Here is a 24481-nt window from a genome sequence, read left to right as displayed (position 1 = left end):
CGTGGGTGGCGAGGTCAGCCCGCCGGGCCGGTCGTCCTGCACATCAGTGGCCTGGACGACGCCGGGTTCACCGCCCTGGTCCCGGCGTTCGAGCCGGCCGAGCGGACCCTGCGCGTCGTCCGACCCGGCCGGGGCACCGGTGGCGGGGCTCCCTACGATGACCCGGTGACGAGTGACACCGCGACCGGGGACCGGATACGCGCGCAGGGCGCCCCGAGCGGGGAGCCGAGCGCCTGGGCACTGCGCCTGCGCCGGTTCGGGCACGACCCGCTCCCCCGCGCCGACACCCGGGACCTGCTGGTCCCGCCGTTCCCGGCGCCCGGCATCCGGCTGTGGACGGCGCTCGGGATCGCCCCCGGGCCCGCCGCCCGGGTCGCGCGGGCGATGGGCTGGGCGGGCCCGGTGCTGGTCGCCCTGGTCGCCGGGGCGCTCAGGTTCTGGCGGCTGGGCAGTCCGCGGGCGCTCGTCTTCGACGAGACGTACTACGCGAAGGACGCGTGGTCGATGCTCCGGTACGGCTACGAGGGGACCTGGCCGGACCGGAAGATCGCCGACCCGGAGATCCTGGCGCATCCCCAGGTCGTGTCGCTGACCGACGTGGGCAGCTTCGTGGCGCATCCGCCGCTGGGCAAGTGGGTGATCGCGCTCGGGGAGTGGGCGTTCGGGTTCGGCCCGTTCGGCTGGCGGTTCATGACCGCGCTGCTCGGCACCCTGTCCGTGCTGATGCTGTGCCGGATCGGGCGCCGGCTGTTCCGTTCGACGTTCCTGGGGTGTCTGGCGGGCACCTTGATGACGTTGGACGGGCTGCATCTCGTGATGAGCCGGGCCGCGCTGCTCGACCTGGTCGTCATGTTCTTCGCGCTGGCCGCGTTCGGCTGTCTGCTGATCGACCGGGACCGGGCGCGGGGCCGGCTCGCCGCCGCGCTGCCGGTGGGCGGGGACGGTCACGCGGGCCCCGACGCGGACTCCGCCGAGCGGACCGGTACCGGGGTGCGGCCGTGGCGGCTCGCGGCCGGGGTGTTCCTCGGGCTCGCGGCGGCCTCCAAGTGGAACGGCCTGTACTTCCTCGCCCTCTTCACCGCTCTGACCGTCCTGTGGGACGTGGGCGCACGCCGGGTCGCGGGGGCGCCTCGCCCCTACCGGGCGGTGCTGCGCAGGGATCTCGGCCGGTCGGTGCTGTCGCTGGTGCCGGTCGCCGTGGTGACGTATCTGGCCACCTGGTCGGGCTGGTTCGCGTCCGGGGACGGCTACGGGCGGCACTGGGCGGACGGGCGGGGCGGCACCTGGTCGTGGATTCCGGCGCCGTTGCGCGCGCTGTGGCACTACGAGCACGCGGTCTACGCGTTCAACATCGACCTGCACTCCCCGCACCCCTACCAGTCCAACCCGTGGAGCTGGCTGGTGCAGGGGCGGCCGGTGTCGTTCTTCTACGAGAGCCCGGCGGCCGGGCAGCAGGGCTGCACCTCCGGGCGGGGCTGCTCGCAGGAGATCCTGGCGCTGGGCACGCCGGTGCTGTGGTGGGCGGGGTGCGGCGCGCTCGGCTATCTGCTGTTCCGGTGGGCGCTGCGCCGTGACTGGCGGGCGGGGGCGGTGCTGTGCGGGGTGGCGGCCGGGTACCTGCCGTGGTTCGCCTACCAGGACCGCACGATCTTCAACTTCTACGCCGTCGCGTTCGTGCCGTACCTGTGTCTGGCGGTCGCGATGGCGGCGGGCGCGCTGCTCGGGCGGCCGGGGGCGAGCCGGCGGCGCCGGGAGGCGGGGGTGGTCGGGGTGGGGCTCCTGGTGCTCCTGGTGGCCTGGAACTTCGTCTACTTCTTCCCGCTGTACACGGGAACGACGATCCCGTACCCGGACTGGCAGGCGCGGATGTGGCTGGACACCTGGATCTGACCGGCCCGGTCGGCCTGTGCAACGCCCTTGGAACGGGGCCGACTTGAGCCGCGCGGTGAGGGTCCGGGCGTGCGGTCCCGGACCCTCACGCTCACCTCACACCCGCGGGCGGCGGCCCGCTTCCTGGTGCGGGAACTGCTGGTCGGCGCCGGGCAGCGTCGGCTTCGGCAACGTCGCCACCTCCTCCTTCGCCTTCTCCAGCTGCTCCGCCGTGTCGTCCGGGAGCCGCGGGGCGCCGGAACTGTTCGACGAGAAGCGGAAGGCGCTGGTGAAGTCGCCGAACGTGTCGCGCCGCCAGTCGCTGACGTTCGGCTCCGCGACGCCGGTGAAGCGCTCCAGGAACTGGAGGGACGAGGTGTGGTCGAAGGGCTCCGAGGCGACCCAACCGCCCACGGTCCAGGGCGAGATGATGATCGCCGGGACCCGGAAGCCACCGCCGATGGGCAGGCCCTGGATGTACTCGTCCGGGGTGCCCGCGACCGGGGTCGGCGGGACCACGTGGTCGAACAGGCCGTCGTTCTCGTCGTAGTTGAGGATGAACGCCGTCTTGCGCCACACCTTCGGGTTGGACGCGATCGCCTCGATCTTCGACGCCACGAAGTCCGCGCCGGCCGCCGGGAGGTAGTCGGGGTGCTCGGACTGGTAGCTGGTCGGCATGATCCACGACACCGCGGGCAGCCGGTCGTTGCGGGCGTCGTCCTCGAAGGTGCCCTCGGGCTGCGGGCGCACGCCCCGCTCGTACAGTTCGGAGCCCGGCTGCGCGTTCTTGAACGCGGCGAACTGCTCCAGCATGTTGCAGCCGTAGTCGTCGTCCTGCTGGTACACCTTCCAGCTGACCCCGGCCTTCTGGAGCCGCTCGGCGTACGTCGTCCAGCGGTACGGCGACGGCGCGACGTTGCTGATGACCGGGCCGCCCTTGGTGCCGCCCGGGTCGATGGTGCCGGTCATCCACATCAGGCGGTTGGGCCAGGTCGGCCCGAACACCGAGCAGAAGTAGTGGTCGCAGATGGTGAAGGCCTCGGCCAGCGCGAACTGGAACGGGATGTCCTCGCGTGTGTAGTAGCCCATGACGTACGGGCCGTTGGCGCCGTCGGCCTTGCGGTGGGCCGGCAGCCACTGGTCCATCTTGCCGCCGTTCCACGCCTGGTGCTGGACGGACCAGGCGTGGCTGGTGGACGGGATGGCCTGGGCGCTGGAGGTGTGGGTGTCGAGGTGGAAGGGCAGCAGGTAGCCCTTCGGGTTGACGGCGTCCGGCTGGTAGAAGACCGACCGCCCGGTGTTCAGGCGCAGCGCCTTCGGGTCGGCGAACCCCCGGACCCCTTTCAGGGTGCCGAAGTAGTGGTCGAACGACCGGTTCTCCTGCATGAGCATGACGACGTGTTCGATGTCGCGCAGGGAGCCGCGCTTGGGCGGTCCGGCGGCGACGGCCTTCTGGACGTTCGGCGGCAGCAGGGAGAGCGCCGCGGCGCCGCCCAGCGCGCCGGCGGTCGAACCCAGGATTCTACGGCGTGTCAACTCGGCCATGATGGCCCCTTCTTGAGCGGGAGGAACTCTGCGGAGTGACGCCGGCCCGCGCGACAGAGCGGGCCGCCGAAAACTCTCCGCCTGGATCAACGCGGCGCGTCAGAGTTCGACGGTGAACTTGTGGCCAACGTGCGTACCGGAATTGGCCAAGCCATGACCGGCGTCAGCCTCGCGTTGCCGGACCGTTGCCGGGCGTTGGGACACGGAGGGCGGTTCGATGAATCGGCGCACTCCCCCGCGCGCACGCCCCCGCGCACGCGCCGGTGTGAGGGTGCCGGGCCCGGTCGCTCCCGTCGTCCGGACGGGGCCGGAGGTGCCGGAACACCCGTGGGCGGGGCGGGAAGAGCGGTCGTTGGCCCGGAGTGGTGGCTACCGAGCGAGCACGGGCGTCCGCTTCGCGTAGCGATGCCCTCACCCTGTGTGATGATTCTCGCCTCGTGGGCCGCGGCAGTGTAGACATGGGCACATGGCCCGACTTCCGGGGCGCCCCACGGCCCGGGCGACCCAACCCGCCCAGGACGCGCGCCCCCGGCGTGCGCCGGGGTCCCCGCACGCTGCCGACCCCACCGGTCGGGTCCGCCGCGAAGGCCCCGGAGCCTCCCTGCGGCCCCGGCGGACACCGCGGGAGTACCTGGCGGCCGTGCGGGCGGCGGTGAGCGACCGGAGCGTGGCCGCCCAGGTGTTCCTGCTCCAGGTCTTCGTCGTGCTCCTGCTGGTGGTGGCCGCCGTCGTCGCCCTGGTGCTCCAGGTCCGGCACGACAGCACCGACGAGGCCCGCAACCGCTCGGTGGCCGTCGCCGAGGCCTTCGCCAACGCCCCGGGCACCCGGGCCGCGCTGAGCAGCCCCGACCCCACCGCGATCCTCCAGCCCCGCGCAGAGGCGGCCCGCAAGGCGACCGGCGTCGACTTCATCGTCGTCATGAACACCCACGGCATCCGCTACACGCACCCCAAGACGGACCGGATCGGCAAGAAGTTCGTCGGGAACATCGCGCCCGCGCTGGCCGGACACACCTCCACCGAGGCCGTCGACGGCACGATAGGGCGGCTGGTGCAGGCGGTCGTCCCGGTGGAGAGCGACAGCGGCAAGGTCGTCGGGCTGGTGTCGGCCGGCATCACCACCGAGAGCGTCGGCGGCACCGCCGACCGGCAGCTCCCCCTCGTCCTGTTCGCCGCCGCCGTCGCGCTGGCGCTCGCCACCGGGGGCACCGCGCTGGTCAGCAGGCGGCTGCTGCGCCAGACGCACGGCCTGGGCCCGCACGAGATGACCCGGATGTACGAGCACCACGACGCGGTGCTGCACGCGGTGCGGGAGGGCGTGATCATCGTCAGCGGCGAGGGCCGGTTGCTGCTCGCCAACGACGAGGCGCACCGGCTGCTCGACCTGCCCGCCGACGCCGAGGGCCGGCACGCCCTGGACCTGGGCCTGGCCGCCGACACCGCCGAACTGCTGGCCTCCGGGCGGGTCGCCACCGATGAGGTGCACCTGGTCAAGGACCGGCTCCTCGCGGTCAACCAGCGCTCCACCGACGTCCGGGGCGGTCCGCCGGGCACCGTCGCCACCGTGCGGGACTCGACGGAGCTGCGGGCCCTGTCCGGCCGGGCGGAGGCGGCCCGCGAGCGCCTCGACATGCTCTACGACGCCGGGGTGGGCATCGGCACCAGTCTCGACGTGGCGCGCACCGCGCAGGAACTGGCGGACCTCGCGGTGCCCCGGTTCGCCGACTTCGTCACCGTCGACCTGTTCACCTCGGTGCTCGGCGGCGGGACCCCGGAGGCGGTGACGCCGTTGCGCCGCACCGCGCTCAGCGGGGTCCGCCCGGACGCGCCGCTGTATCCGGCGGACCGGCAGATCCGGTACATCGACTCCGCGCCGCAGGCCCGCAGCCTGCGCACCGGCAAGGTCGTCCTCGAAGCGGACCTGGCGACGGCCCCCGGCTGGCAGGAACAGGACCCCGAGCGCGGCGCGCGGGTGCTGGAGTACGGCATCCACTCGCTGATCACGGTGCCGCTGCGCACCGGGGCGCTGATCCTGGGCGTGGTCAGCTTCTACCGCTGCGACCGGCCCGGCCCGTTCGACGACGACGAGGTGGCGCTCGCCGAGGAGCTGGTGGCGCGGGCCGCCGTCTCCATCGACAACGCCCGCCGGTACACGCGCGAGCACAGCATGGCCGTGACGCTCCAGCGCAGTCTGCTGCCGCGTCGGCTGCCCGAGCAGTCGGCCCTGGACATCGCCTACCGCTATCTGCCCGCGCAGGCCGGGGTGGGCGGCGACTGGTTCGACGTGCTGCCCCTGTCGGGCGCCCGGGTGGCGCTGGTGGTGGGGGACGTCGTCGGGCACGGGCTGCACGCGGCGGCGACCATGGGGCGGCTGCGCACGGCCGTGCACAACTTCTCCGCGCTCGACCTGCCGCCCGAGGAACTCCTCGTGCTGCTCGACGAGTTGGTGAGCCGGATCGACCAGGACGAGGAGGCGGAGGACGGCACCGCGCCGGTCACCGGCGCGACCTGCGTGTACGCGGTCTACGACCCGGCCTCCCGGATCTGCTCGATCGCCCGCGCCGGGCATCCGCCGCCGGCCGTGATCGGGCCCGACGGCACCGTGGAGTTCCCGGAGGTGCCGGCCGGTCCGCCCCTGGGCCTCGGCGGGCTGCCGTTCGAGACGGCGGAGCTGGAACTGCCGGAGGGCAGCCGTCTGGTGCTGTACACGGACGGGCTGGTCGAGGACCGCGAGCGGGACATCGACGAGGGGCTCGAACTGCTGCGGGAGTCGCTGGCGGGCGCGGGCGCGTCCCCGGAGGAGACCTGCCGGGCGGTGCTTGAGGCGCGGCTGCCGGGCCGGCAGAGCGACGACGTGGCGCTGATCGTGGCCCGCACCCGGGCGCTGGCCGCCGACCGGATCGCGCAGTGGGACGTGCCGTCCGACCCGGCGTCCGTCGGCGAGGTGCGCGCGGCCGTCACCCGGCGGCTCACCACGTGGGGCCTGGAGGAGCTGACGTTCACCACGGAGCTGGTCCTCAGCGAGCTGGTCACCAACGCGATCCGCTACGGCGCCGATCCGATCCGGGTGCGGGTGCTGTTCGACCGCACGCTGATCTGTGAGGTGTACGACAGCAGCAGCACCTCGCCGCATCTGCGGTACGCGGCGATGACGGACGAGGGCGGCCGGGGTCTGTTCCTGGTCTCGCAGCTCGCCGAGCGCTGGGGCACCCGGTACACCCCCGAGGGCAAGGTCATCTGGGCGGAGCAGCAACTGCCCTGACCGGCGCGGGAGTCGGCGGGGCCGTCCCCGGTGCGGGTCGGCGGCCCCGGCACGGTAGTGTCGGGTCTCCGTCCCGCCAGCTCATAAATTCAATTTATGTGCCCATAGGTTGGACCCCTGTACCTGGTAAGGATTGCCTTAGTTTAGGCTTCCGTCGAGTCGATCTGTCGCCGCTCGAAGGGAACCTGAACATGCCCCGCCCTCTGCGGGTAGCCATCGTCGGAGCCGGCCCCGCCGGGATCTACGCCGCCGACGCGTTGCTCAAGTCCGACGTGGCCACCGAGCCCGGTGTGTCCATCGACATCTTCGAGCGCATGCCGGCCCCGTTCGGCCTGATCCGCTACGGCGTCGCCCCCGACCACCCCCGCATCAAGGGCATCATCACGGCCCTCCACCAGGTGCTCGACAAGCCGCAGATCCGCCTCTTCGGCAACATCGACTACCCGACCGACCTCAGCCTGGACGACCTGCGCGCGTTCTACGACGCCGTGATCTTCTCCACGGGCGCCACGGCCGACCGTGAACTGTCGATACCGGGCGTCGAGTTGGACGGCTCCTACGGCGCCGCCGACTTCGTGTCCTGGTACGACGGCCACCCGGACGTGCCGCGCACCTGGCCGCTGGAGGCCGAGAAGGTCGCCGTGCTCGGTGTCGGCAACGTCGCCCTGGACGTGGCGCGGGTGCTCGCCAAGACGGCCGAGGAACTGCTCCCGACGGAGATCCCGCCCAACGTCCACGAGGGGCTCAAGGCCAACAAGGCCCTGGAGGTCCACGTGTTCGGGCGGCGCGGCCCGGCCCAGGCGAAGTTCTCCCCGATGGAGCTGCGGGAGCTGGACCACTCCCCCACCATCGAGGTCATCGTCGACCCCGAGGACATCGACTACGACGCCGGTTCGATCGAGACCCGGCGCGGCAACAAGCAGGCCGACATGGTCGCCAAGACGCTGGAGAACTGGGCGATCCGCGACGTCGGCGAACGGCCGCACAAGCTGTTCCTGCACTTCTTCGAGTCGCCCACCGAGATCCTCGGCGAGGACGGCAAGGTGGTCGGCCTGCGCACCGAGCGCACCGCGCTGGACGGCACCGGCAACGTCACGGGCACCGGCGAGTTCAAGGACTGGGACGTCACCGCCGTCTACCGCGCGGTCGGCTACCTCTCCGACAAGCTCCCCAAGCTGCCCTGGGACATCGACTCGGGCACCGTCCCGGACGAGGGCGGCCGGGTCATCCAGGAGAACGGCGAGCACCTCAGCTCGACCTATGTCACCGGCTGGATCAGGCGCGGTCCCGTGGGTCTGATCGGGCACACCAAGGGCGACGCCAACGAGACGGTGTCCAACCTGCTGGCCGACTTCGCGGGCGGGCGGCTCCAGGAGCCGGCGTCACCGGCGCCGGAGGCCGTCGAGGCGTTCCTCGGCGAGCGGGGCGTCCGGTACACCACGTGGGAGGGCTGGTACCGGCTCGACGCGGCGGAGAAGGCGCTGGGCGAGCCGCAGGGCCGCGAGCGCGTGAAGCTCGTCGAGCGCGAGGACATGCTCCGCGAGAGCGGCGCCTGACCGGCACGCAGGCATGAGGACGGGCCCGGGATCGAACGACGATCCCGGGCCCGTCCCGTTCCCGTGAGGTCCGCGCCGGTCAGCGGGGGGCGGCCAGGTCCCGCCGGGCGATCACTCCGAAGACCGGCACCAGCAGGGCCAGCGCGGCGATCTGGCCGAGGGCGCCGCCGAGGTAGGCGGCGGGCAGCGGGAGGTCCAGCCAGGGCCACAGGGCGCTCACCCGGACCGCCAGCAGGAGCAGGCCCAGGGCGGCGAGCGCGGCGGCGGCGCCCGCGGAGAGCCGTTCGGCGCCATGGGCCCGCGTCAGCAGTCGGCCGACGGCCGCGACCACGAAGCAGGTGGCCGGTGCCGAGGCGGGGTCCGAGAGGCCGCCCATCAGGACGGCGGCGGCGCCGGTGGCCACCGCGCAGGTGGCGAGCACCAGCCCTGGCGTGCCGACGGGCAGGACGGCGGCGGGGGCGTCGCGGTGGTAGGCCGCGCCGAGCGCCAGCACGGTCAGCCACGTGAACAGGAGGCTCGCGGTGGTGGACCAGGGCTCGATCGTCAGGGTGTCGCCGATCAGCGGGCGGGCGAGCGGCCAGAGCGTGGGCAGCGCGGCGAGCAGCGCGCAGCTCCGGGCGAGTCGGCGGCGGTCGTGGGCGAGGGCGAGGAAGGCGGCCGTCCACAGCAGCGGCAGCACCCACTGGGCGACCGCCGCCACTTGGTCCAGCGGGCCGCCCCCGGTGAAGCCCGCCAGGAACATCCGCCAGGCGGCGGAGCCGTGCGTGGTCGCGTAGGCCAGCACGAGGACGCGCTCGACGAGGACGGCGGCCGCCTGGAGGAGAACGGCGAACAGGGCGAAGGTGCGGGCGGTGGCCCCCAGCAGGAGGTACCGGCGGGGCGCGCCGGTGGCGGCGAGCCTGCTGCGGATGGCGAGGGCGGCGACGCTGGCCGTCTCGCCGAGGGTGGGTCGGTGCTGGTCCTGGGTGTCGCGGTCGAGGCCCCACAGGTAGACCTCGACCATCTCGTCCTCGCGCTCGCGCCGGTAGTAGGCGGGCAGCAGCCGCAGGACGGTGCGGTAGCGGGTTTCGAGCAACGTCGTCATGCGAGGCCTCCGGCGAGTCCGGGTCCGTGGGGCGTGGGGCGGTCGGCCGGTCCGGTGGCCCGGCGTCCCTCGGCGATGCGCTCCTTGGCGGCGCTGGCACCGGTCGCCATCCGCTCGGCCTCGGCGGCGAGGGCCCGGGCCCCTTCGTCGGTGAGCCGGTAGTAGCGGCGCAGGCGGCCGTCGTGGGCCTCCTCGCGGTCCAGGACGATCAGTCCCTCGGCGGTGGACCGGTCGAGGACGCCGTACAGGGTGCCGACGCGCAGGCTGACCTCGCCGTCGGACAGCTCCTCGACCTCGCGCAGAATCCCGTAGCCGTGCCGGGGGCGGTCGGCCAGCGCGGTCAGTATGAAGAACGCCGCTCTCGTCATGTTCCTGGGTGCCATGGAGCCATGATATCTCGGCTTCCGATATATAGCGGCAGAAGGACAACCTGGCACACCGGATCTACTCCTACGTGTGCGCGGTGTGTTCGCTGTGCGCGCACCGCTTCGGGCCCCCGACGGCGGGTCGCGGTGACCATACTGGTGAACGCACCTGTCCCCGCCCCGGCAAGGACCCATGACCACCTCAACCAGCGCCCGCCCCACCCTCCCCCCGGCCCTGTGGCTGTCCCGGGGCCGATACGACGGCTCCGATGCGGCGGCCGTCGTTCGACAGACCCTGGAACGGCTCAAGGGTGAGGGGGTCATCGACGACCACCGGGAGCCGCCCGAGGCCGCCACACTCGCCGAGTACGTCTTCGAGGCCCGTTGGAAGGTCGCCGGGACGGTGATCGTCCGGGCCCGGCTCTCCCTGGCCCGCGACGGCGCGGACGGCCAGGAGTGGGTGCTGGCGGCGGAGGCGGAGCGGGCCTGGAACCAGGACTGGCCGTCACCGGCCACCATGTTCTGGCCGGACGACCCGGCCGTCGCGTGGGACCACGAGCCGCTCACCGGGGTGCGACTGCGCCGGCCCAACCGGCTGCCCGAGGAGGACAAGGACATCCGCGCGCTGCTGCGGAACTCGGTGCGGGGCGGCTGGGCCATCGGGGTCGTCGTCCACGAGGCGATGACGCCCGACGCGCAGGGGCGGCTCCCGTTGCACCGGCATCTGCCGCCGGGGCTGCGGCACCGGGTGGTGGAGTACCGCGCGGCGCCGGAGCAGCTGCGGGTCGTCAACCGCGCGCTGCGGGACTTCCACATCGAGGTCCCCCGGGGCGGGGCGGTGGTCCTGCCGGTGGACGTGTCGCGGGAGGACGCGGCGGACCTCGCCGTGCGCACCGTGTTCCTCGACGGGTCGTGCCCGGACGCGCTCGTCACGGCGGTGTGCCACTACGCCGGTCTGAGCAGACCGCTGCCGGAGGGCGCCGGGGAGACGCTCACCGCGTTGCGGGACGACTGGCATCTGACGACGACGGAGGAGGAACTGGTCCGTCAGCGCGCGCTCGTCGCCATGTACGCGGAGGCGCTCGACGCGATGACCCAGTCCCGTGATCTGTACCGGGAGGCGGCCGAACGGGCGCACGAGGCGCTGGAGGTCTACCGCGACTCGGTGGGCGAGCTGGTCCCGCAGGCACCGGCGGCCCAGCCGCCGGCCGTGTCGCCGTTGCAGCAACTGACGCGACGGCTCGGCTGGTTCAAGGACGGCGGAAGCGGAAAGGGTCCGCGTCCCGCGTCCGCGGCGGACCGCGGACGCGAGGACGAGGACCCGTCCGGCGACTGAGTCACCGGTCTGTCAGCCGCCCGCAGGACGTGCCTGGGCCAGCGGCCTGGGCACCTCCTCCAGGAGCGGCGGCTGCCAGGTGAGCCGCACCAGCAGGGCGACCAGGGCCGCCAGGGACGCGCAGACGGCGACCAGACCCGCCGCCCAGCTCGGCGCCAGCGCGAGCGCGAGCGCCTGGGAGAGCTGCGCCGAATGGAAACGGCCCTCGAACAGCTGGGCCGCCGCCAGCAGCGCCGGAACCACCACCGCGGCCGCGAGGACCGGCAGCACGGCACGCAGGGTGAGCGCTCCGGCCACCAGTGCGCACAGCACCGACACACCGACGGCGAAGCCGTAGGCGCGCAGCGAGCCACCTTCCCGGTACAGCGGGAACCACAGCAGCGCGCACAGCAGCAGCACGCCTGCGGCGACCAGATTCGGCCACATCAGGTGCCGCCGAGCGGACGGTCGGGTGGTGGACCGGGGAATCCGGCGGGGCGCTCGGCCGTCGTCCATCGGCGGCAGGGCGTCGTCGTCGGCCAGGTCCTCGCCGATCGGTCCGGCCCGCTCCTTCGGGACCGGATCGGGGTTGTAGCGTTCTTCGCTCATGCGACCGATCAGCTCGACCAGGTCCTCGACCGGCCGTGCGGTGGCGGCGATCCGGGCCGCCTCCGCGCCGCAGTGCGGCTGCAACGGCGTCCGACGCAGCAGCGTCATCAGCCGTGTCACCTCTTCGACCGGTCGGGTCTCGGCCGCCGCCCGGATGGCCTCGTCGGCACAGCCAGGGTCGCGGGGTGGTTGGGTCAGCAGGGTCACCAGACGGGTGACGTCCTCGACGGAGCGCGTGGTGCCGACCGCACGCAGCGCGTCGACGGTGGCCTGGGCGTACTGGGGAGACTGCTCCAGCAGCGTGATGAGATGCGCGACCTCCTCCAGTGGTCGGTCGGCGACCGCTGCGTGCACGACGGCACTGAGGGGGTCGCCGCCGTTCGGGGCGGATATGGGGGCGTCGTTGCGGTCGGGTTCTGATGAGCGGATGCTCATGCTCGGCTCCATACGAGAGGGCTGCGGGCCGCGTGCCCCAGGCACGCACCACGCGTGGTTTCGTTGCCTCTTTCTAAGCAGCGCCCGCGCGCGGTGCCACTCGGGTGACCCACTGGTATGAGGCAGGGCCGTCACTCTGACGGGTGGTCGGACACGTAGGAACGCGCTTTACGGGAATCCGGGAAGAGGACCCGACCGCGCGATACGAGGGCAGGGAGGAAGCGTGAAGTCGATCACAACGGTGGCCGTCGTCACCGGAGTTCTCGCGGTGCTCGTTCTCGCGGTGGCGGTGGTGCTGATGGTGCGTCTGGCACGGGCGCGCCGGGAGCTGCGCCGCGCCGGACTTCCCACCGGTCCGCGCTGGGTCTTCTGGGGGGCCGTGCTGTATTTCGTGCTGCCGACCGACCTGTTGCCCGACCCTGTGTATCTGGACGACATTGGCGTCCTGCTCCTGGCTCTCCGCACCCTGCGCTCCTCCGCCGACATGTCGAATGGTCATGAATCGTCCCCGTGATCACGGAGAGTGAGGAAACCATTCACTCGTTCGATTCGTATAAGTGACTGAAGACCAAGGCAGCCGACGGGCGGAGCGGGGGTCGCAGTGTGGACCGCTCGATCGGCGCAGCACCGACAGGGGAGATTCGATGCAACCGTTCGCGCTCAACTACGCACGTCCGGCGGTGGAGTCGGAGGCCGTGGTGCCGTATGTCTACGACACCGGGATGCAGTTGAACGTTCTCTTCGACGGCCGGGTCGCCGCACGGGACCTCGCCCTGCTCAGGGAGGTGGGGACGACGACCTCCACCGCGGGCTCGAAGACCCACTTCGACGACTGAACGCGCAGCCGTCGACGATGACCGTGCTGATCCTGACCTCTGAAGAGGACGTGACGGCCGACATGGTGGTCGTGCACCTCAACGCCTCGGGGGTTCCCGTGCTGCGTCTGGACCCGGCGGACCTCACCGGGCGGGTGGCGCTCTCCGGCGAGTACGCGCACGGCCGTTTCCGGGGCCATCTCCAGGCCGCGGGGCGGCTGGTGAGCCTGGCCGGGCTGCGGTCCGTGTGGATACGCAGGCCCGGGGTGCCGGCCGCCCGGGCCGCCGTGCCCTCGGCCTGGCTCACCGAGGAGGCCTCGCAGGCGCTGTACGGGATGCTGCGGGGCACGGACGCCCGCTGGATGAACCCGCCCGACGCGGCGACGAGGGCCCGGCACAAGCCCTGGCAGCTGGGGGTGGCCCAGCGGTGCGGGCTGCCCGTGCCGGCCACCCTGATCACGACGTTCCCGCAGGCGGCGCGGGAGTTCGCGGCGCGCTATCCGGACCTGGTCGTCAAGCCGGTCTCCGGGGCGCATCCACAGGACCCGCCGCGCGCGGTGCCGACCAGCCGGGTGGCGCCGGACGCCGACTTCTCCGCCGTCGCGTTCGGGCCCACGCTGCTGCAACGCCGGGTCGCCAAGCGGGCCGACATCCGACTGACCGCGGTGGGTGACCAGTTGATGGCGGCGCGCAAGGCCACCGCGCGGGACGCCGACCCGGACGAGGTGGATGTGCGATTCGCCACATCCGACCTCCCGTGGTGCGTAACGGAGGTTCCGGCGCGGGTCGCGGAGGCGGTGCGGGCGTATCTGCGCGCGGCCGAACTGGCCTACGGTGCCTTCGACTTCGCGGAGGACGCGGACGGCACCTGGTGGTTCCTTGAGTGCAATCAGTCGGGCCAGTTCGGGTTCGTCGAGGTGGAGACGGGCCAGCCGATCGCCCGGACCATCGCCGAGTGGCTGGCGCGTCCCGGTCCACCACCGCTGGCCCGGGCCGACGACACGGACCGGACGGTGTGCTGAGCGAGGGGGGTCAGTGGGGCAGGGTGCCGGGCAGCAGGGCCGAGCGCTGCCACCCGGCGCCCGGCTGCGCGGGGCGTTGTTCGGGCGCCGAGGCGGGGCCGGAGCCGAGGGAGGAGCGCAGCGGTCGCATGACGTACTCCAGCTCCCGGGTCACGCGCTCGGCCTCTCTGCGTGCCTGGAGCGGGACGTCGCCGCGCTCGGCGACGAGTCGGTCGTAGATGGGGGAATCCTGGAACACCCGTCAACACGCCTTTCCTGTGCTGGCGCCCACGCGTATGGGCACGGCTGCCGAGTGTATGCGCACGCGCACATCCAGGTGTGAATTCCCCCGGCGCACTTGACGTGCGAAGGGGTGGTACGGTCGGCGCCTTTGTGCGCGGTCACGCCCCGGTGGTCGAACCGGGGCGAACGATCATCAGGACCGTGACGGTGGCCCACAACAGGTTGAACACGCCGGTGAACAGGGCGAGACGGACGGTGTCCGACCGCTCCAGGGCTTGTCCGGCGCCGAGTTGTCCGAGAAGGTCGTCCTGGCCCGGCAGGACGAACACGATCAGCAGACCGGCGGCGACGCCGGTCAGGGTGACGGACGTGATGAGCCAGCCGCTGCCGAGCACCCCCATCGCGAGGGCGGTGCCGAGGCCGAGCACCGGCACCGCGATGCCCACGCCGGAGTAGACGCGGCAGATGCGGTGCAGCAGCCGCACCGTTCCCACGCCGTCGGGTTCGGCGCGGGCGCGCCGGGCGGCCGGCGGGAACATGCTCGCGGCGACCGTGACCGGCCCGACGGCCACGATGGCCGCCAGGACGTGCAGGATCAGCAGGACTTTGGTCATCGGGCGCCTTTCCAGGGGGTGTTCGGCCGCGCACGGCTCACGCTAGGGATCTTCGACGTGGGCCGGACGCGCCACCAGAGGCTGGATCGACAGGAAGCGACGGGTTCTCGCCAGCCGTCAGGCCCCCTGTCCCGACCGGCGTCCGGGCCGGAGATCAGGCCGGCGACCGGACCGGTGGGTGAGCCGGTGGGTGGGCCGGTGATCGGGGCGGTGATCGGGCCGGTGGGTGGGCCGGTGATCGGCCGCTGTCGTGGCTGAATCCGCTGGTCATGAAAGTGGCGGGATTCCGATTATCGTGGCGTTCATGCACGCTGTGGAGATCCTCGCGCTGGACCACGTGGTGCCGTTCGATCTGGCGGCGCCGTTGCAGGTCTTCGGCTGGGCGCGGCTGCCGGACGGACGCAGTCCCTACCGGGTGCGGGTGTGCGCCGAGTCGCCCGAGGTGCGCGGCGACGGTCTGGCGCTGCGCGTGGAGCGGGGGTTGGCGGCGCTCCAGGACGCCGACACGATCATCGTGCCCGGCTGCTCCCCCGACGCCGGTCCCACCTCACCGGCCGCCCTGGACGCCCTGCGCGCGGCGGCCGCCGCCGGGACCCGGATCGCCTCGGTCTGCTCCGGCGCGTTCGTCCTCGCCGAGGCCGGACTGCTCGACGGGCTGCCCGCGACCACGCACTGGGCCGCCGCCCCCGAACTGGCCCGCGCCCACCCGCGGATCGACGTGCGCCCCGACGTGCTGTACGTCGACAACGGGCAGATCCTCACCTCCGCCGGGGCCGCCGCCGCGCTGGACCTGTGCCTGCACATGATCCGGCGCGACCACGGTTCGGCGGTCGCCGCGCACTCCGCCCGCCTCGCCGTGGTGCCGCTCGAACGGGAGGGCGGGCAGGCCCAGTTCATCGTGCACGAGCATCCGCCGGTGCCGCGCGGCTCGGCGCTGGAGCCGGTCCTTGAGTGGCTGGAGGACCATCTCGCCGAGGAGATCACCCTGGCCGCGCTGGCCGCCCGCTCCGGGATGAGCGAGCGCACCTTCAGCCGGCGGTTCCGCGAGCAGACGGGCACGACGCCGTTGCAGTGGCTGCTGCGGGCGCGGGTGCGCCGGGCGCAGTATCTGCTGGAGAACAGTGACCACCCGGTGGAACGGATCGCGCGGCAGGCGGGGTTCGGGTCGCCCACGGCGTTCCGGGAACGCTTCCGGCGGGTGGTCGGCACCAGCCCGCAGGCGTACCGCGCCGCGTTCCACGGGCGGGCGCCGGCCGGTGCCGTGCCGGGACCTCAGACCGCCAGCGGCAGTCCGCCACCGTCCCGGCGGGTGGTGGTGACCGACTCGTCGAGCAGGACGTCCGCCGCGACGACGGCGTCCTCGACGGTCGCGGCTCCGGTCAGCGCGCACAGCGCCTGACCGACCTCCGCCAACTCCCGTGCCGTGCGCGGCGACTCCCGCCTCGCCTGTGCGATCCGCAGCGTCGCGTACGTGGTGAGCAGTGTTCTGACGGCCTTCGGGTTCGGAACCAGCACCAAAGCGCCCCTCTCTCGGTTTCCGCCTCGTGTTCCCCGCCCCCTGCGGATCATTCACATCTTCCGCACCATGGCCCGTATTTGACCGGAAACAGCCGCTCGACCCGATTCCCCCGCGCCCCGCGAGACGTTGAACACCGTGCAACGGCCCCCGCACGAACGGTGACCACATATGAACCGTACCGGACGTCTCCTCAGCGCCTTCTACCTCGCCGCTTCCGGCGGCCTCGCCCTGACCGCGGTGCACGCGTTCCGGCACGGCCCGTTGTGGGCCGGTTTCCTGCTCACGGCGGCGAGTCTCGTCCCGGTCGTCGCGGTCGTGCGCGAGACGGTGATCGAGGAGCTGCTGCGGGCGTCCGTCCGGACCCGGGGGCGGGTCGTGCGGGTGGCCGACGACATCGTGCGGGCGTCGCTGGACGCGGCGTGCTGCGAGCGCTGGTGGACCAGCCTGGGCACCGACCACGACGTCTCCTGCCCCCACGACGTCCCCCGCAGCAGCGCAGCCTGACAGCCCCACCCCGGGCGGGGCCTGGCGGCGGCTGCGGACGGAGCCTGGCGGCAGCTGCGGACGAGGCCTGGCGGCAGCTGCGGAACGGATGCCTCGGAACGGCCGTCGGATGCCAAGTCGCGGCATCAGGTGCCGGTGCCGGTGCTGGGCTGGGGCCGGGGCAGTCCCGGTCACCGGGGTCCAGCCGCACGGGACCGGGACCCCGGATCACCGGCCCCGGGTACGGGCTCCCGGCAATCGGCAATCGGCAATCGGCAATCGGCAATCGGCAATCGGCAATCGGCAATCGGCAAGACCTTGGCCCTGGCCGCCGGAGAGTCGGGCGGCATGGGGGTGTGCCCGCTCGGGCCGGGGACTGATCACCGGCCCGGGCGGGTGTCGCCGCTCACGTCACCTCAGACGGCGTCCAGTTCGGCGACCTCCTCGGTGGTGAGGGTGAGGTCGACGGCGGCCACGGAGTCGCGGATGGTCTCGGGGCGGCTGGCACCGGGGATGGGGACGACGACCGGGGACTTGGCGAGCATCCAGGCGAGACACACCCGCTGCGGGCTCACCCCGTGACGCTCGGCGATCCGGGCGAACGGCGCGTAGCTCGAGCCCAGTTCACCGGCGCGGGTGATGCCGCCGAGCGGGCTCCAGGGCAGGAAGGCGATGCCCAGCTCGTCGCAGAGCCGCAGTTCGGGTTCGCTGGAACGGAACGCCGGGGAGAACTGGTTCTGCACGGAGACCAGCCGCCCGCCGAGGATGCCGTTGGCCTCGCGGATCTGCTCGGGGTCGGCGTTGGAGATCCCGGCCATCCGGATCTTGCCCTCGTCGAGCAGCTCGCGCAGGGCGCCGACGGACTCGGCGTACGGGACCTTCGGATCGGGGCGGTGGAACTGGTAGAGCCCGATGGCCTCCACGCCGAGCCGCCGCAACGACGCCTCGCAGGCCTCCTTGAGGTACCGGGGGCTGCCGTCGAGGGTCCAACTGCCGTCGCCGGGGCGCAGATGGCCGCCCTTGGTGGCGACCAGCACGTCACCGCCCCGGTCGTGGGAGGCGAGGGCCTTGGCGATGAGGGTCTCGTTGTGCCCGACCTCGTGGGCGTCACGGTGATAGGCGTCCGCGGTGTCGACGAGGGTGACGCCCGCGTCGAGCGCGGCGTGCAGGGTGGCGAGGGAGCGGGCCTCGTCGGGCCGCCCCTCGATCGACATGGGCATCGCTCCGAGACCGATCGCGCTGACGTCGATGTCACCGATGCGGCGGATGTGCATGGGGGTGTGACCTTCCGGTTGTCGTGCGGGACAGGGACGGTGGACAGCGTCGTCCAGGGTGGGGCCGGGCGGGGCGGGAGGTCCAATAGAAGAAGGTGAACGCATTCAGCGTCACGGCCACTGAATGCGTCCGACCTGGCCTGCGATGGTGGCTCCCGGTGGTCTTGGCGGGGAACGTCGGCCGAAAGGGGAGCGCGTGCGTCCGGCCCGTGTGCGAGGCTCGGGCGACGACGGCCGCGCGCGACGCGGCCGTCTGACGGGACGACAGCGTGGAGAGGCGGCGCACATGCGCATCGGACTGCTCGGCACCGGCCCCTGGGCGGGGATGGCGCACGCCCCCGCGCTCCAGGACCACCCCGACCTCGACTTCGTCGGTGTGTGGGGGCGCCGCGTCGAGGCCGCCGAGGAACTGGCTGAACGGCACGGCGTCCGGGCGTACGCCGAGGTCGACGCCCTGCTGGCCGAGGTGGACGCGGTCGCGGTCGCGCTGCCGCCCGCCGTGCAGGCGGACCTCGCGGTGCGGGCGGCGCGGGCCGGGTGCCATCTGCTGCTGGACAAGCCGGTGGCGACGACGGTCGAGCAGGCGCGGGCGGTGGCCGAGGCGGCGCGGGCGGCCGAGGTCGCGTCGGTGGTCTTCTTCACCTCACGGTTCGTGCCGGAGATCGAGGCGTGGATCGCCGAACAGGCGGCCGCCGGGGGCTGGTTCACGGCGCGGGCGCAGTGGCTGGGTGCGGTGTTCACCGGCGACAGTCCGTTCGCGACGCCGTGGCGGCGGGAGAAGGGCGCCCTGTGGGACGTCGGCCCGCATGCCCTGTCGGTGCTGCTGCCGGTGCTGGGCGATGTGCGGCGGGTCGCGGCGGCGGTGCCGGGTCCCGGGGACACCACGCAGCTGGTCCTGGACCATGAGGGCGGCGCGTCCAGCAGCCTCACCCTGAGCCTCACGGCACCGCCCGCGGCGACCGGCTCCGGCGTCGAACTGCGCGGCGCCTCGGGCGTGACGTCCCTCCCGGACACCCCGTTCGAAGCGGTGGCCGCCTTGAAGCGCGCTGCCGACGCCCTCCTCACCGCGACCACCACGGGCGAACCCCACGCCTGCGACGCGACGTTCGGCGCCCGGGTGACAGAAATCCTGGCGGCCTCGGAACACCTCCTCAGCCAACACCCCCGCTGACCCCTCAGCAGCAGGAGCAGCCCGACCAGCCCCATGGCGTCGCCGTGTACAGTCCAGGCCTCGCCCCGGAATCCCATCCTCGGCACCCCCGTCCTGGACTCAGCCTCGTCGTTGATCGCGGTCACCATCAGGGTGCCATCCCCCACTGACAACCGGATTGGTCTCGTCCGTCAGTTGGGGGGTGGGGGCGGAAGTTGAGGCGTTCTCGGGTGGAGGCGTAACCGTGCCCTCGGTGCTCGGACAGCACGCCGATGAAGGCGACGCAGGGCCCGGCCGGGTTGCGCGCCGGGATGTGGGTGCCGACGGGGCCGCCCTGCCGGGGGTGGGCGACCTGCCACCACGCGCCCGGGGACGGGCACCAGCGGAAGAAGTCGAGGTCCTGCTGCACGGCCCGGTCGAGGCCGCCCTCCGCCACGGCCCCGAGGGCGTGTGCGTCGAGGGTGGCGGAGTGGATGCGGCGCAGCCCGTCGAGGAAGACGGCGCCGTCGGGCTCGGCGCGGAAGACGAGCCGTCCGGGTCGCTCGGACACCCCGCAGGCGGGCGTCCAGCGGTAGAGGAGGCGTGCTGCCAGGGGCTCGTACCCGGCGGCGCGGGCAGCGGGTGACTCGGGCCTCGGCGGCGGCACGCACGCGTGGATCGTCGCGCCAGCCAGCGGGCACGTTCAGTTCCAGCTCGACCTGCCAGGAGGGCGGTGCGCAGAAGGGCGGCGCCCGCGGCCTCCTCGCCCTCGGCGACGTCGAACCAGTTGACGGTGACGGGTTCGACGTCGTCCGGTCCGCCCCACCAGGCGCCCCGGGCGACAACCACGCCGTCGCGCAGCGCGACCCGCTTCCAGTCGGGTCGGTGCCGGGTGAGCCGGTGTGCCGCTCGGGCGTCCAGCGGGTCGGGCAGGGTGTCGAAGAGGGGGGCGGTGCTCGCGTCGAGCGCGCGGACGACCACGTCGGTCATGTGTCCTGCGGGATACGCGCTGCGGGGCGCTCCCGGGCTGGTCCGCCGGTCAGAGGCGGCACGCCGGGGCCGTGGGGCGGGAGCGCTGAGAGGGCGGGACGGGCACGGCGCTCGCCTCCTTCCCTCGGTCCACAGGCGTGGCGCTCACCTTGAGGACGTCGTCCGGCCCGCGCACCGGGTTCTCCGCGCCGGTGCCCGGCGTGCGCGCGGGCTCGCGGAGGAGGAGCGTGGGGGTGTGGCCGAGGTGCGTCTTCCGTTCCTCCGCCGGGCGCACGACCGGCGGGGCTGGCTGCGGGGCGCGCCGCCGCCGCGCTGGGTGCGGGTGCTGCCGATCGTCCTGGTCGTCGGGGTGTGCGTGGCGACCCTGGTGAGCCCGTCCCCGCTCGACATCGGTTTCCTGCTCGGGGCGATCCCGCCGCTGGCCGTGCTGTCGTACGGGCCGCTCGCCACCGCCGCGCTGGGCGCCGCCGTGATCGCCGTGCTCCAGGCCCCGGCGTTCCGGCTCAACGAACCCGGCAACACCGACGTGTTGACCATCTGTTTCGTCGCGCTGCTGAGCGTGTTCGTGTCCTACGTCAGCCGCCGCCGGGACGCCCAGCTCGACCTGGAGCGCACGGTCGCCGAGGCGGCGCAGCGGGCGTTGGTGCCGCCGGTGCCGGAACGGGTGGGTCCGGTGCGCTGCGCGGGGCTGTACCGGGCGGCGCAGCGCGGCACGCTGGTGGGCGGCGACTTCTTCGACGTACGGGAGGGGCCGTACGGGGTGCGGGCGGTCATGGGGGACGTCCAGGGGCACGGGCTGTCGGCGGTCGCGACGGTGGCCGCGCTGCTCGGGGCGTTCCGCGAGGCCGTGCTCGATCTGCCGGACCTGGAGTCGATGGCCGCGTGTCTGGACCGGCGGCTGGTGGTGGACTCGGCGTCGGCACGGTACCCGGAGCTGTTCGCGACGGCCGTGCTGCTGGAGTTCTCGCGGGACGGGCGCGCGGTGCGGGTGCTGTCGTGCGGGCATCCCCCTCCGGTGCTGGTGCACGGCGGGCGGGCCGCGGAGATCGGCGTGTCGTCGTGGACGCCGCTCGGTCTCGGGCTGTCCGACGGTGCCCCGCCGCAGGCGCTCACCGTGCGGTGGGAGCCGGGCGACACGCTGTTCCTGGCGTCGGACGGGGTCACCGAGGGCCGGGACGCGGCGGGCGTGTTCTATCCGCTGACCGACCGGCTGGCCGGCCTCGCGGACGCGGTGGACGGGGACCCCGGCAAGCTCGCGGACCGGGTGTGGAGCGACCTCTTCCGGTACTGCCGGGCCATCCTCGACGACGTGACGATGCTGGTGGTCACACCGGTCTCGCCCGTCTCGCCTGTCTCACCTGTCTCACCTGTCTCGCCGGTTCTGCTGAACCCGTCGACCCCGACAGCCCCGTAATCCCTGACAGCCCCGTCGGCCTCGACAGCCTCGCCGATCACCCCGCCCCAGTAGCCCCCACTGGTCACACCACCCACACCGACCCCGACACCGACTTCGACCCTGCCAGCCCCTTCAGCCCCTTCAGTCCCGCCAGCCCCGCAAAACCCGCCAGCCCCACCGACCCCGCCAGCCTGGCCGACCTGCCGGTCACGCCGACCCCGACGGCCCCATTGGCCCCGTCGGCCCCGCCGACCCCACCGACCCCACCGACCCCACCGACCCCACCGACCCCGCCGGACCGTCGTTGGCCGCGACCGCCTGTTCACCCTCGCCCTCCGCGTCGATGTGCGGGAGCAGCCGGTCCAGCCAGGCCGGGGTCCACCAGGCGTGCGGCCCCAGCAGGGTCAGTACCGCGGGCACCATGAGCAGCCGCACCACGGTCGCGTCGATGAGGACGCTGACGGCGAGACCGAGGCCGAGCATCTTGACCACGATGTTGTCGCTGACGATGAACGCCGCGAACACGCTCACCATGATGAGCGCCGCGCAGGTGATGACCCGCGCGGTGATCTCCAGTGCGTGCGCGACGGACGCCTTGGCGTCGCCGGTGCGCAGCCACGCCTCGTGCACCCGGGAGAGCAGGAAGATCTCGTAGTCCATGCTCAGCCCGAAGATGATCGCGAACATCATCATCGGCACATAGCTCTCGATGGGCACCTTCCCCGACACGCCCAGCGCGGGTCCGCCCCAGCCCCATTGGAAGACGGCGACGACCACTCCGTACGAGGCGGCGATGGACAGCACGTTGAGGACGGCGGCCTTGAGGGCGACGAGGAGGCCGCGGAAGACGGCGAGGATGATCAGGAAGGCCAGCGCGACCACGACCCCGATGATCAGCGGCAGTCGGCTGGAGACGATGTCCCGGAAGTCGACCTGGGCGGCCGTGGTGCCGGTGACATAGCCATGGGCGGCGGTGCCGGAGACGGCGGCGGGGAGGGTGTCGTGGACGAGCCGGTTGGTGAGGTCGGTCGTCCCGGCGCCCTGCGGGGACTGCCGGGAGTAGACGGTGCCGATCAGGACGTCGCCGTCCTTGCTGGCCGTGAGCGGCGTGACGGTGGCGGCGCCCTCGACGCCGTTCAAGGTCTTCTGGGCCTGCGTGGCGAGCGCGGCGCGCTGGTCGGCCGGTACGTGGGTCTGGTCGACGACGACGGTGAGGGGGCCGTTGGAGCCGGGGCCGAAGGCGTCGGTCATCAGGTCGTAGGCGCGCCGGTCGGTGAAGGACTTCGGGTCGGCTCCGTCGCCGATGTGCCCGAGTTGGAGGGAGAACACCGGGATGGCGAGCACGGCGATGACCGCGACGCCGGCCGCCAGGAACTGCCAGGGCCGGTGTTCGACGCGCTGGGCGTACCGGTGCCAGGTGCCGTGCGGGACGGCGCCGGGGGCGGCGTCGGTCTCCGCGACCGGGCGGCGGACCCGGTAGCGGTCGATGCGGTGGCCGATGAGCCCGAGCAGCGCCGGTACCAGGGTGAGCGCGCCGATGACGGCCGAGACGACGGTGACGGCGGCGGCGATGCCGAGTCTGCTGATGAAGCTCACGCCGGACGCGGACAGGCCGACGAGGGCGATGATCACGGTGCAGCCGGAGACCAGGACGGCGCGGCCGCTGGTGGCGTTGGCGTGCCCGGCGGCGCGCACGGGGTCGGCGCCGTTCATGAGGCTCTGCCGGTGCCGGGTGATCAGGAACAGGGCGTAGTCGATGCCGACGCCGAGGCCAATCATGGTGGCGAGGGTGGGCGAGACGGTCGCGAAGGTGAACGCGGCGGCCAGCAGGCCGAGGCAGGCGAGTCCGCCGACCACCCCGACCAGCGCGGTCAGCAGGGGGATTCCGGCGGCGAGGACGCTGCCGAAGCCGATCAGCAGGACGACGATCGCGACCGCGAAGCCGATGAGTTCGCTCACCCGGTCGTCGGCGTGCGGCCGGGCCAGTTCGCCGAGGGGGCCGCCGTACTCGACCTGTGCGCCGGCCGCGCGCAGGGGCTGTACGGCCCGGTCGACGTCGTGGAGGTAGCCGGTGCCGAGGGTGGCGGGCTGGACGTCGAAGCGGACGGTGATGTAGGCCGTGCGGCCGTCGGTGGAGAGCGGGCCGACCGGTGAGGCGGGCTGTGCGAGCGGGTTCTGCGCGGACCGGACGTGCGGGAGCCGTTGCAGGTCGGAGACGGCGGTGGAGAGCTGTGAGCCGAGGGCGCTGACCGGCTGCTTGCTGTCGTGCAGGACGATCTGGCTGCCGTAGCCGCCGGCCGCCGGGTCGTGCCGGGTGAGGACGTCGAGGCCCTGTTGGGACTGCGCGCCGGGCAGGGTGAAGTTGTCGGAGTAGGTTCCGCCGTAGGTGCGGTTGAGGACCTGGAGCGCCACGAGGGCGACGAGCCAGGCGACGATGACGACCACGAAGTGCCGGGCGCAGCCTTCGCCGAGCCGCCGCAGCAGCCCTCGGGAGGGGGCCGCCGCCTTGCCTGGGCCGGTGTCTGTGGATGCCATGACCTGGTCTTCCGTGCCGCCCGAGCCGCTGGACATCCATTACACGTCAGGCCCTGTCCCGGGGCATCCGGGGCTTCTTCCGGATGCACGCCGGGCGCCCGCGATGAATGGTGATAACGGACCCGTCGGCGCCGCCCCGGGTCCGCCCCAGCGATCCGGAGCCGAGGAGCACAGATCATGCCGATGCCACAGCCCGACGCGTCCGGGCCGTCCGAGGACCGTGTCACCCCGGACGCCCTGCTCCACACCCGCACCGGCACCGAGGTGTCGCCGGAGGATCTCGTGCTCGCGGCGGGCCGGGATCTCACCCCGGACAACCTCGAATGGGCCCGCCGCAAGCTGGCCGACGAGGGCCCTGCGGCCCTGGAGAAACTCCTGCCCTGACGCCGTGCGCACAGTGATGGCGATTCCGGCGCCCGCGTATGAGTGGCGGGCGCCGGAA

General features: G+C 73.0%; 20 protein-coding genes and 2 pseudogenes. 12 read left to right on the top strand and 10 right to left on the bottom strand.

Annotated features, from left to right (window positions below; all coding sequences use genetic code 11):
• Positions 1 to 165 precede the first annotated feature (165 nt).
• A complete protein-coding gene (locus tag ACIQOU_RS12135) occupies positions 166 to 1890 on the top strand; it encodes a dolichyl-phosphate-mannose--protein mannosyltransferase (protein ID WP_401536319.1) in 1725 nt (574 codons plus the stop codon).
• Positions 1891 to 1986: 96 nt separating this feature from the next.
• Here the strand turns inward: ACIQOU_RS12135 and ACIQOU_RS12130 are convergent, their stop codons facing one another.
• Positions 1987 to 3414 carry an alkaline phosphatase family protein gene (locus ACIQOU_RS12130; protein WP_401536317.1) on the bottom strand — a complete coding sequence of 476 codons (1428 nt, stop codon included), beginning with the start codon at positions 3412 to 3414 and terminating at the stop codon, positions 1987 to 1989.
• Positions 3415 to 3880: 466 nt separating this feature from the next.
• Between ACIQOU_RS12130 and ACIQOU_RS12125 the strand changes: the two genes are divergently transcribed.
• Both ACIQOU_RS12125 and ACIQOU_RS12120 read left to right on the top strand, forming a co-directional pair.
• Positions 3881 to 6676 (top strand): SpoIIE family protein phosphatase, encoded by a 2796-nt coding sequence (locus tag ACIQOU_RS12125; protein ID WP_401536315.1) that lies wholly within the window; start codon positions 3881 to 3883, stop codon positions 6674 to 6676.
• Between the two features lie 191 nt (positions 6677 to 6867).
• Complete coding sequence (locus ACIQOU_RS12120; RefSeq protein ID WP_401536313.1) at positions 6868 to 8232, top strand: FAD-dependent oxidoreductase; 1365 nt, start codon at positions 6868 to 6870, stop codon at positions 8230 to 8232.
• Between the two features lie 79 nt (positions 8233 to 8311).
• Here the strand turns inward: ACIQOU_RS12120 and ACIQOU_RS12115 are convergent, their stop codons facing one another.
• Together ACIQOU_RS12115 and ACIQOU_RS12110 are read right to left on the bottom strand one after the other, a co-directional pair.
• Positions 8312 to 9316, bottom strand: a complete 1005-nt coding sequence (locus ACIQOU_RS12115; protein ID WP_401536311.1) for a hypothetical protein — start codon at positions 9314 to 9316, stop codon at positions 8312 to 8314.
• A complete protein-coding gene (locus tag ACIQOU_RS12110) occupies positions 9313 to 9684 on the bottom strand; it encodes a PadR family transcriptional regulator (protein ID WP_401536728.1) in 372 nt (123 codons plus the stop codon). The genes ACIQOU_RS12115 and ACIQOU_RS12110 overlap by 4 nt, the downstream gene beginning before the upstream one ends.
• A 190-nt stretch (positions 9685 to 9874) precedes the next feature.
• On the opposite strand from ACIQOU_RS12110, the gene ACIQOU_RS12105 reads away from it, so the two are divergent.
• Positions 9875 to 11017, top strand: coding sequence for a hypothetical protein (locus ACIQOU_RS12105; RefSeq protein WP_401536310.1), 1143 nt, complete (start codon positions 9875 to 9877; stop codon positions 11015 to 11017).
• Between the two features lie 12 nt (positions 11018 to 11029).
• Here the strand turns inward: ACIQOU_RS12105 and ACIQOU_RS12100 are convergent, their stop codons facing one another.
• Positions 11030 to 12040, bottom strand: coding sequence for a hypothetical protein (locus tag ACIQOU_RS12100; RefSeq protein ID WP_401536308.1), 1011 nt, complete (start codon positions 12038 to 12040; stop codon positions 11030 to 11032).
• Positions 12041 to 12263: 223 nt separating this feature from the next.
• On the opposite strand from ACIQOU_RS12100, the gene ACIQOU_RS12095 reads away from it, so the two are divergent.
• The 3 genes from ACIQOU_RS12095 to tgmB all read left to right on the top strand — a co-directional run bounded on the left by ACIQOU_RS12095 (position 12264) and on the right by tgmB (position 13877).
• On the top strand, positions 12264 to 12554 hold the full coding sequence (locus tag ACIQOU_RS12095; RefSeq protein WP_401536307.1) for a YkvA family protein: 291 nt from the start codon (positions 12264 to 12266) through the stop codon (positions 12552 to 12554).
• 130 nt (positions 12555 to 12684) lie between these two features.
• A complete protein-coding gene (gene tgmA, locus ACIQOU_RS12090) occupies positions 12685 to 12876 on the top strand; it encodes a putative ATP-grasp-modified RiPP (RefSeq protein ID WP_401536306.1) in 192 nt (63 codons plus the stop codon).
• A gap of 17 nt (positions 12877 to 12893) precedes the next feature.
• The gene (gene tgmB / locus ACIQOU_RS12085) at positions 12894 to 13877 is read left to right on the top strand and encodes an ATP-grasp ribosomal peptide maturase (RefSeq protein ID WP_401536305.1); all 984 of its coding nucleotides are present in this window, start codon (positions 12894 to 12896) and stop codon (positions 13875 to 13877) included.
• A gap of 10 nt (positions 13878 to 13887) precedes the next feature.
• On the opposite strand, the gene ACIQOU_RS12080 is transcribed toward tgmB, so the two are convergent.
• Together ACIQOU_RS12080 and ACIQOU_RS12075 are read right to left on the bottom strand one after the other, a co-directional pair.
• Positions 13888 to 14115: a hypothetical protein gene (locus ACIQOU_RS12080; RefSeq protein WP_401536303.1), complete on the bottom strand. Its 228-nt coding sequence runs from the start codon at positions 14113 to 14115 to the stop codon at positions 13888 to 13890.
• Positions 14116 to 14257: 142 nt separating this feature from the next.
• Positions 14258 to 14713 (bottom strand): hypothetical protein, encoded by a 456-nt coding sequence (locus tag ACIQOU_RS12075; RefSeq protein WP_401536302.1) that lies wholly within the window; start codon positions 14711 to 14713, stop codon positions 14258 to 14260.
• Positions 14714 to 15017: 304 nt separating this feature from the next.
• On the opposite strand from ACIQOU_RS12075, the gene ACIQOU_RS12070 reads away from it, so the two are divergent.
• Positions 15018 to 16112 (top strand): GlxA family transcriptional regulator, encoded by a 1095-nt coding sequence (locus tag ACIQOU_RS12070; protein WP_401536300.1) that lies wholly within the window; start codon positions 15018 to 15020, stop codon positions 16110 to 16112.
• Here the strand turns inward: ACIQOU_RS12070 and ACIQOU_RS12065 are convergent.
• Positions 16100 to 16282 (bottom strand): annotated as a pseudogene (locus ACIQOU_RS12065) (DUF5133 domain-containing protein); the annotation flags it as partial. The gene ACIQOU_RS12070 and the pseudogene ACIQOU_RS12065 overlap by 13 nt on opposite strands.
• Before the next feature lie 118 nt (positions 16283 to 16400).
• Between ACIQOU_RS12065 and ACIQOU_RS12060 the strand changes: the two are divergent.
• The gene (locus ACIQOU_RS12060; RefSeq protein ID WP_401536299.1) at positions 16401 to 16736 is read left to right on the top strand and encodes a hypothetical protein; all 336 of its coding nucleotides are present in this window, start codon (positions 16401 to 16403) and stop codon (positions 16734 to 16736) included.
• Between the two features lie 395 nt (positions 16737 to 17131).
• Here the strand turns inward: ACIQOU_RS12060 and ACIQOU_RS12055 are convergent, their stop codons facing one another.
• Positions 17132 to 17989 (bottom strand): aldo/keto reductase, encoded by an 858-nt coding sequence (locus tag ACIQOU_RS12055; protein WP_401536298.1) that lies wholly within the window; start codon positions 17987 to 17989, stop codon positions 17132 to 17134.
• 286 nt (positions 17990 to 18275) lie between these two features.
• On the opposite strand from ACIQOU_RS12055, the gene ACIQOU_RS12050 reads away from it, so the two are divergent.
• Positions 18276 to 19160 carry a Gfo/Idh/MocA family protein gene (locus ACIQOU_RS12050; RefSeq protein ID WP_401536297.1) on the top strand — a complete coding sequence of 295 codons (885 nt, stop codon included), beginning with the start codon at positions 18276 to 18278 and terminating at the stop codon, positions 19158 to 19160.
• Between the two features lie 214 nt (positions 19161 to 19374).
• Here ACIQOU_RS12050 and ACIQOU_RS12045 read toward each other — a convergent pair.
• Positions 19375 to 20108: pseudogene (locus tag ACIQOU_RS12045) on the bottom strand (GNAT family N-acetyltransferase); the annotation flags it as partial.
• A gap of 235 nt (positions 20109 to 20343) precedes the next feature.
• Between ACIQOU_RS12045 and ACIQOU_RS12040 the strand changes: the two are divergent.
• Complete coding sequence (locus ACIQOU_RS12040) at positions 20344 to 21522, top strand: PP2C family protein-serine/threonine phosphatase (protein WP_401536296.1); 1179 nt, start codon at positions 20344 to 20346, stop codon at positions 21520 to 21522.
• Positions 21523 to 21711: 189 nt separating this feature from the next.
• Here ACIQOU_RS12040 and ACIQOU_RS12035 read toward each other — a convergent pair whose 3' ends face one another.
• A complete protein-coding gene (locus ACIQOU_RS12035; RefSeq protein ID WP_401536294.1) occupies positions 21712 to 24039 on the bottom strand; it encodes an MMPL family transporter in 2328 nt (775 codons plus the stop codon).
• Between the two features lie 177 nt (positions 24040 to 24216).
• On the opposite strand from ACIQOU_RS12035, the gene ACIQOU_RS12030 reads away from it, so the two are divergent.
• On the top strand, positions 24217 to 24423 hold the full coding sequence (locus tag ACIQOU_RS12030) for a hypothetical protein (RefSeq protein ID WP_401536292.1): 207 nt from the start codon (positions 24217 to 24219) through the stop codon (positions 24421 to 24423).
• Positions 24424 to 24481 lie beyond the last annotated feature (58 nt).

The organism is Streptomyces sp. NPDC091279 (assembly GCF_044757465.1).
Taxonomy (GTDB): Bacteria; Actinomycetota; Actinomycetes; order Streptomycetales; family Streptomycetaceae; genus Streptomyces.
This window is presented reverse-complemented; position numbering and strand designations above follow the sequence as displayed.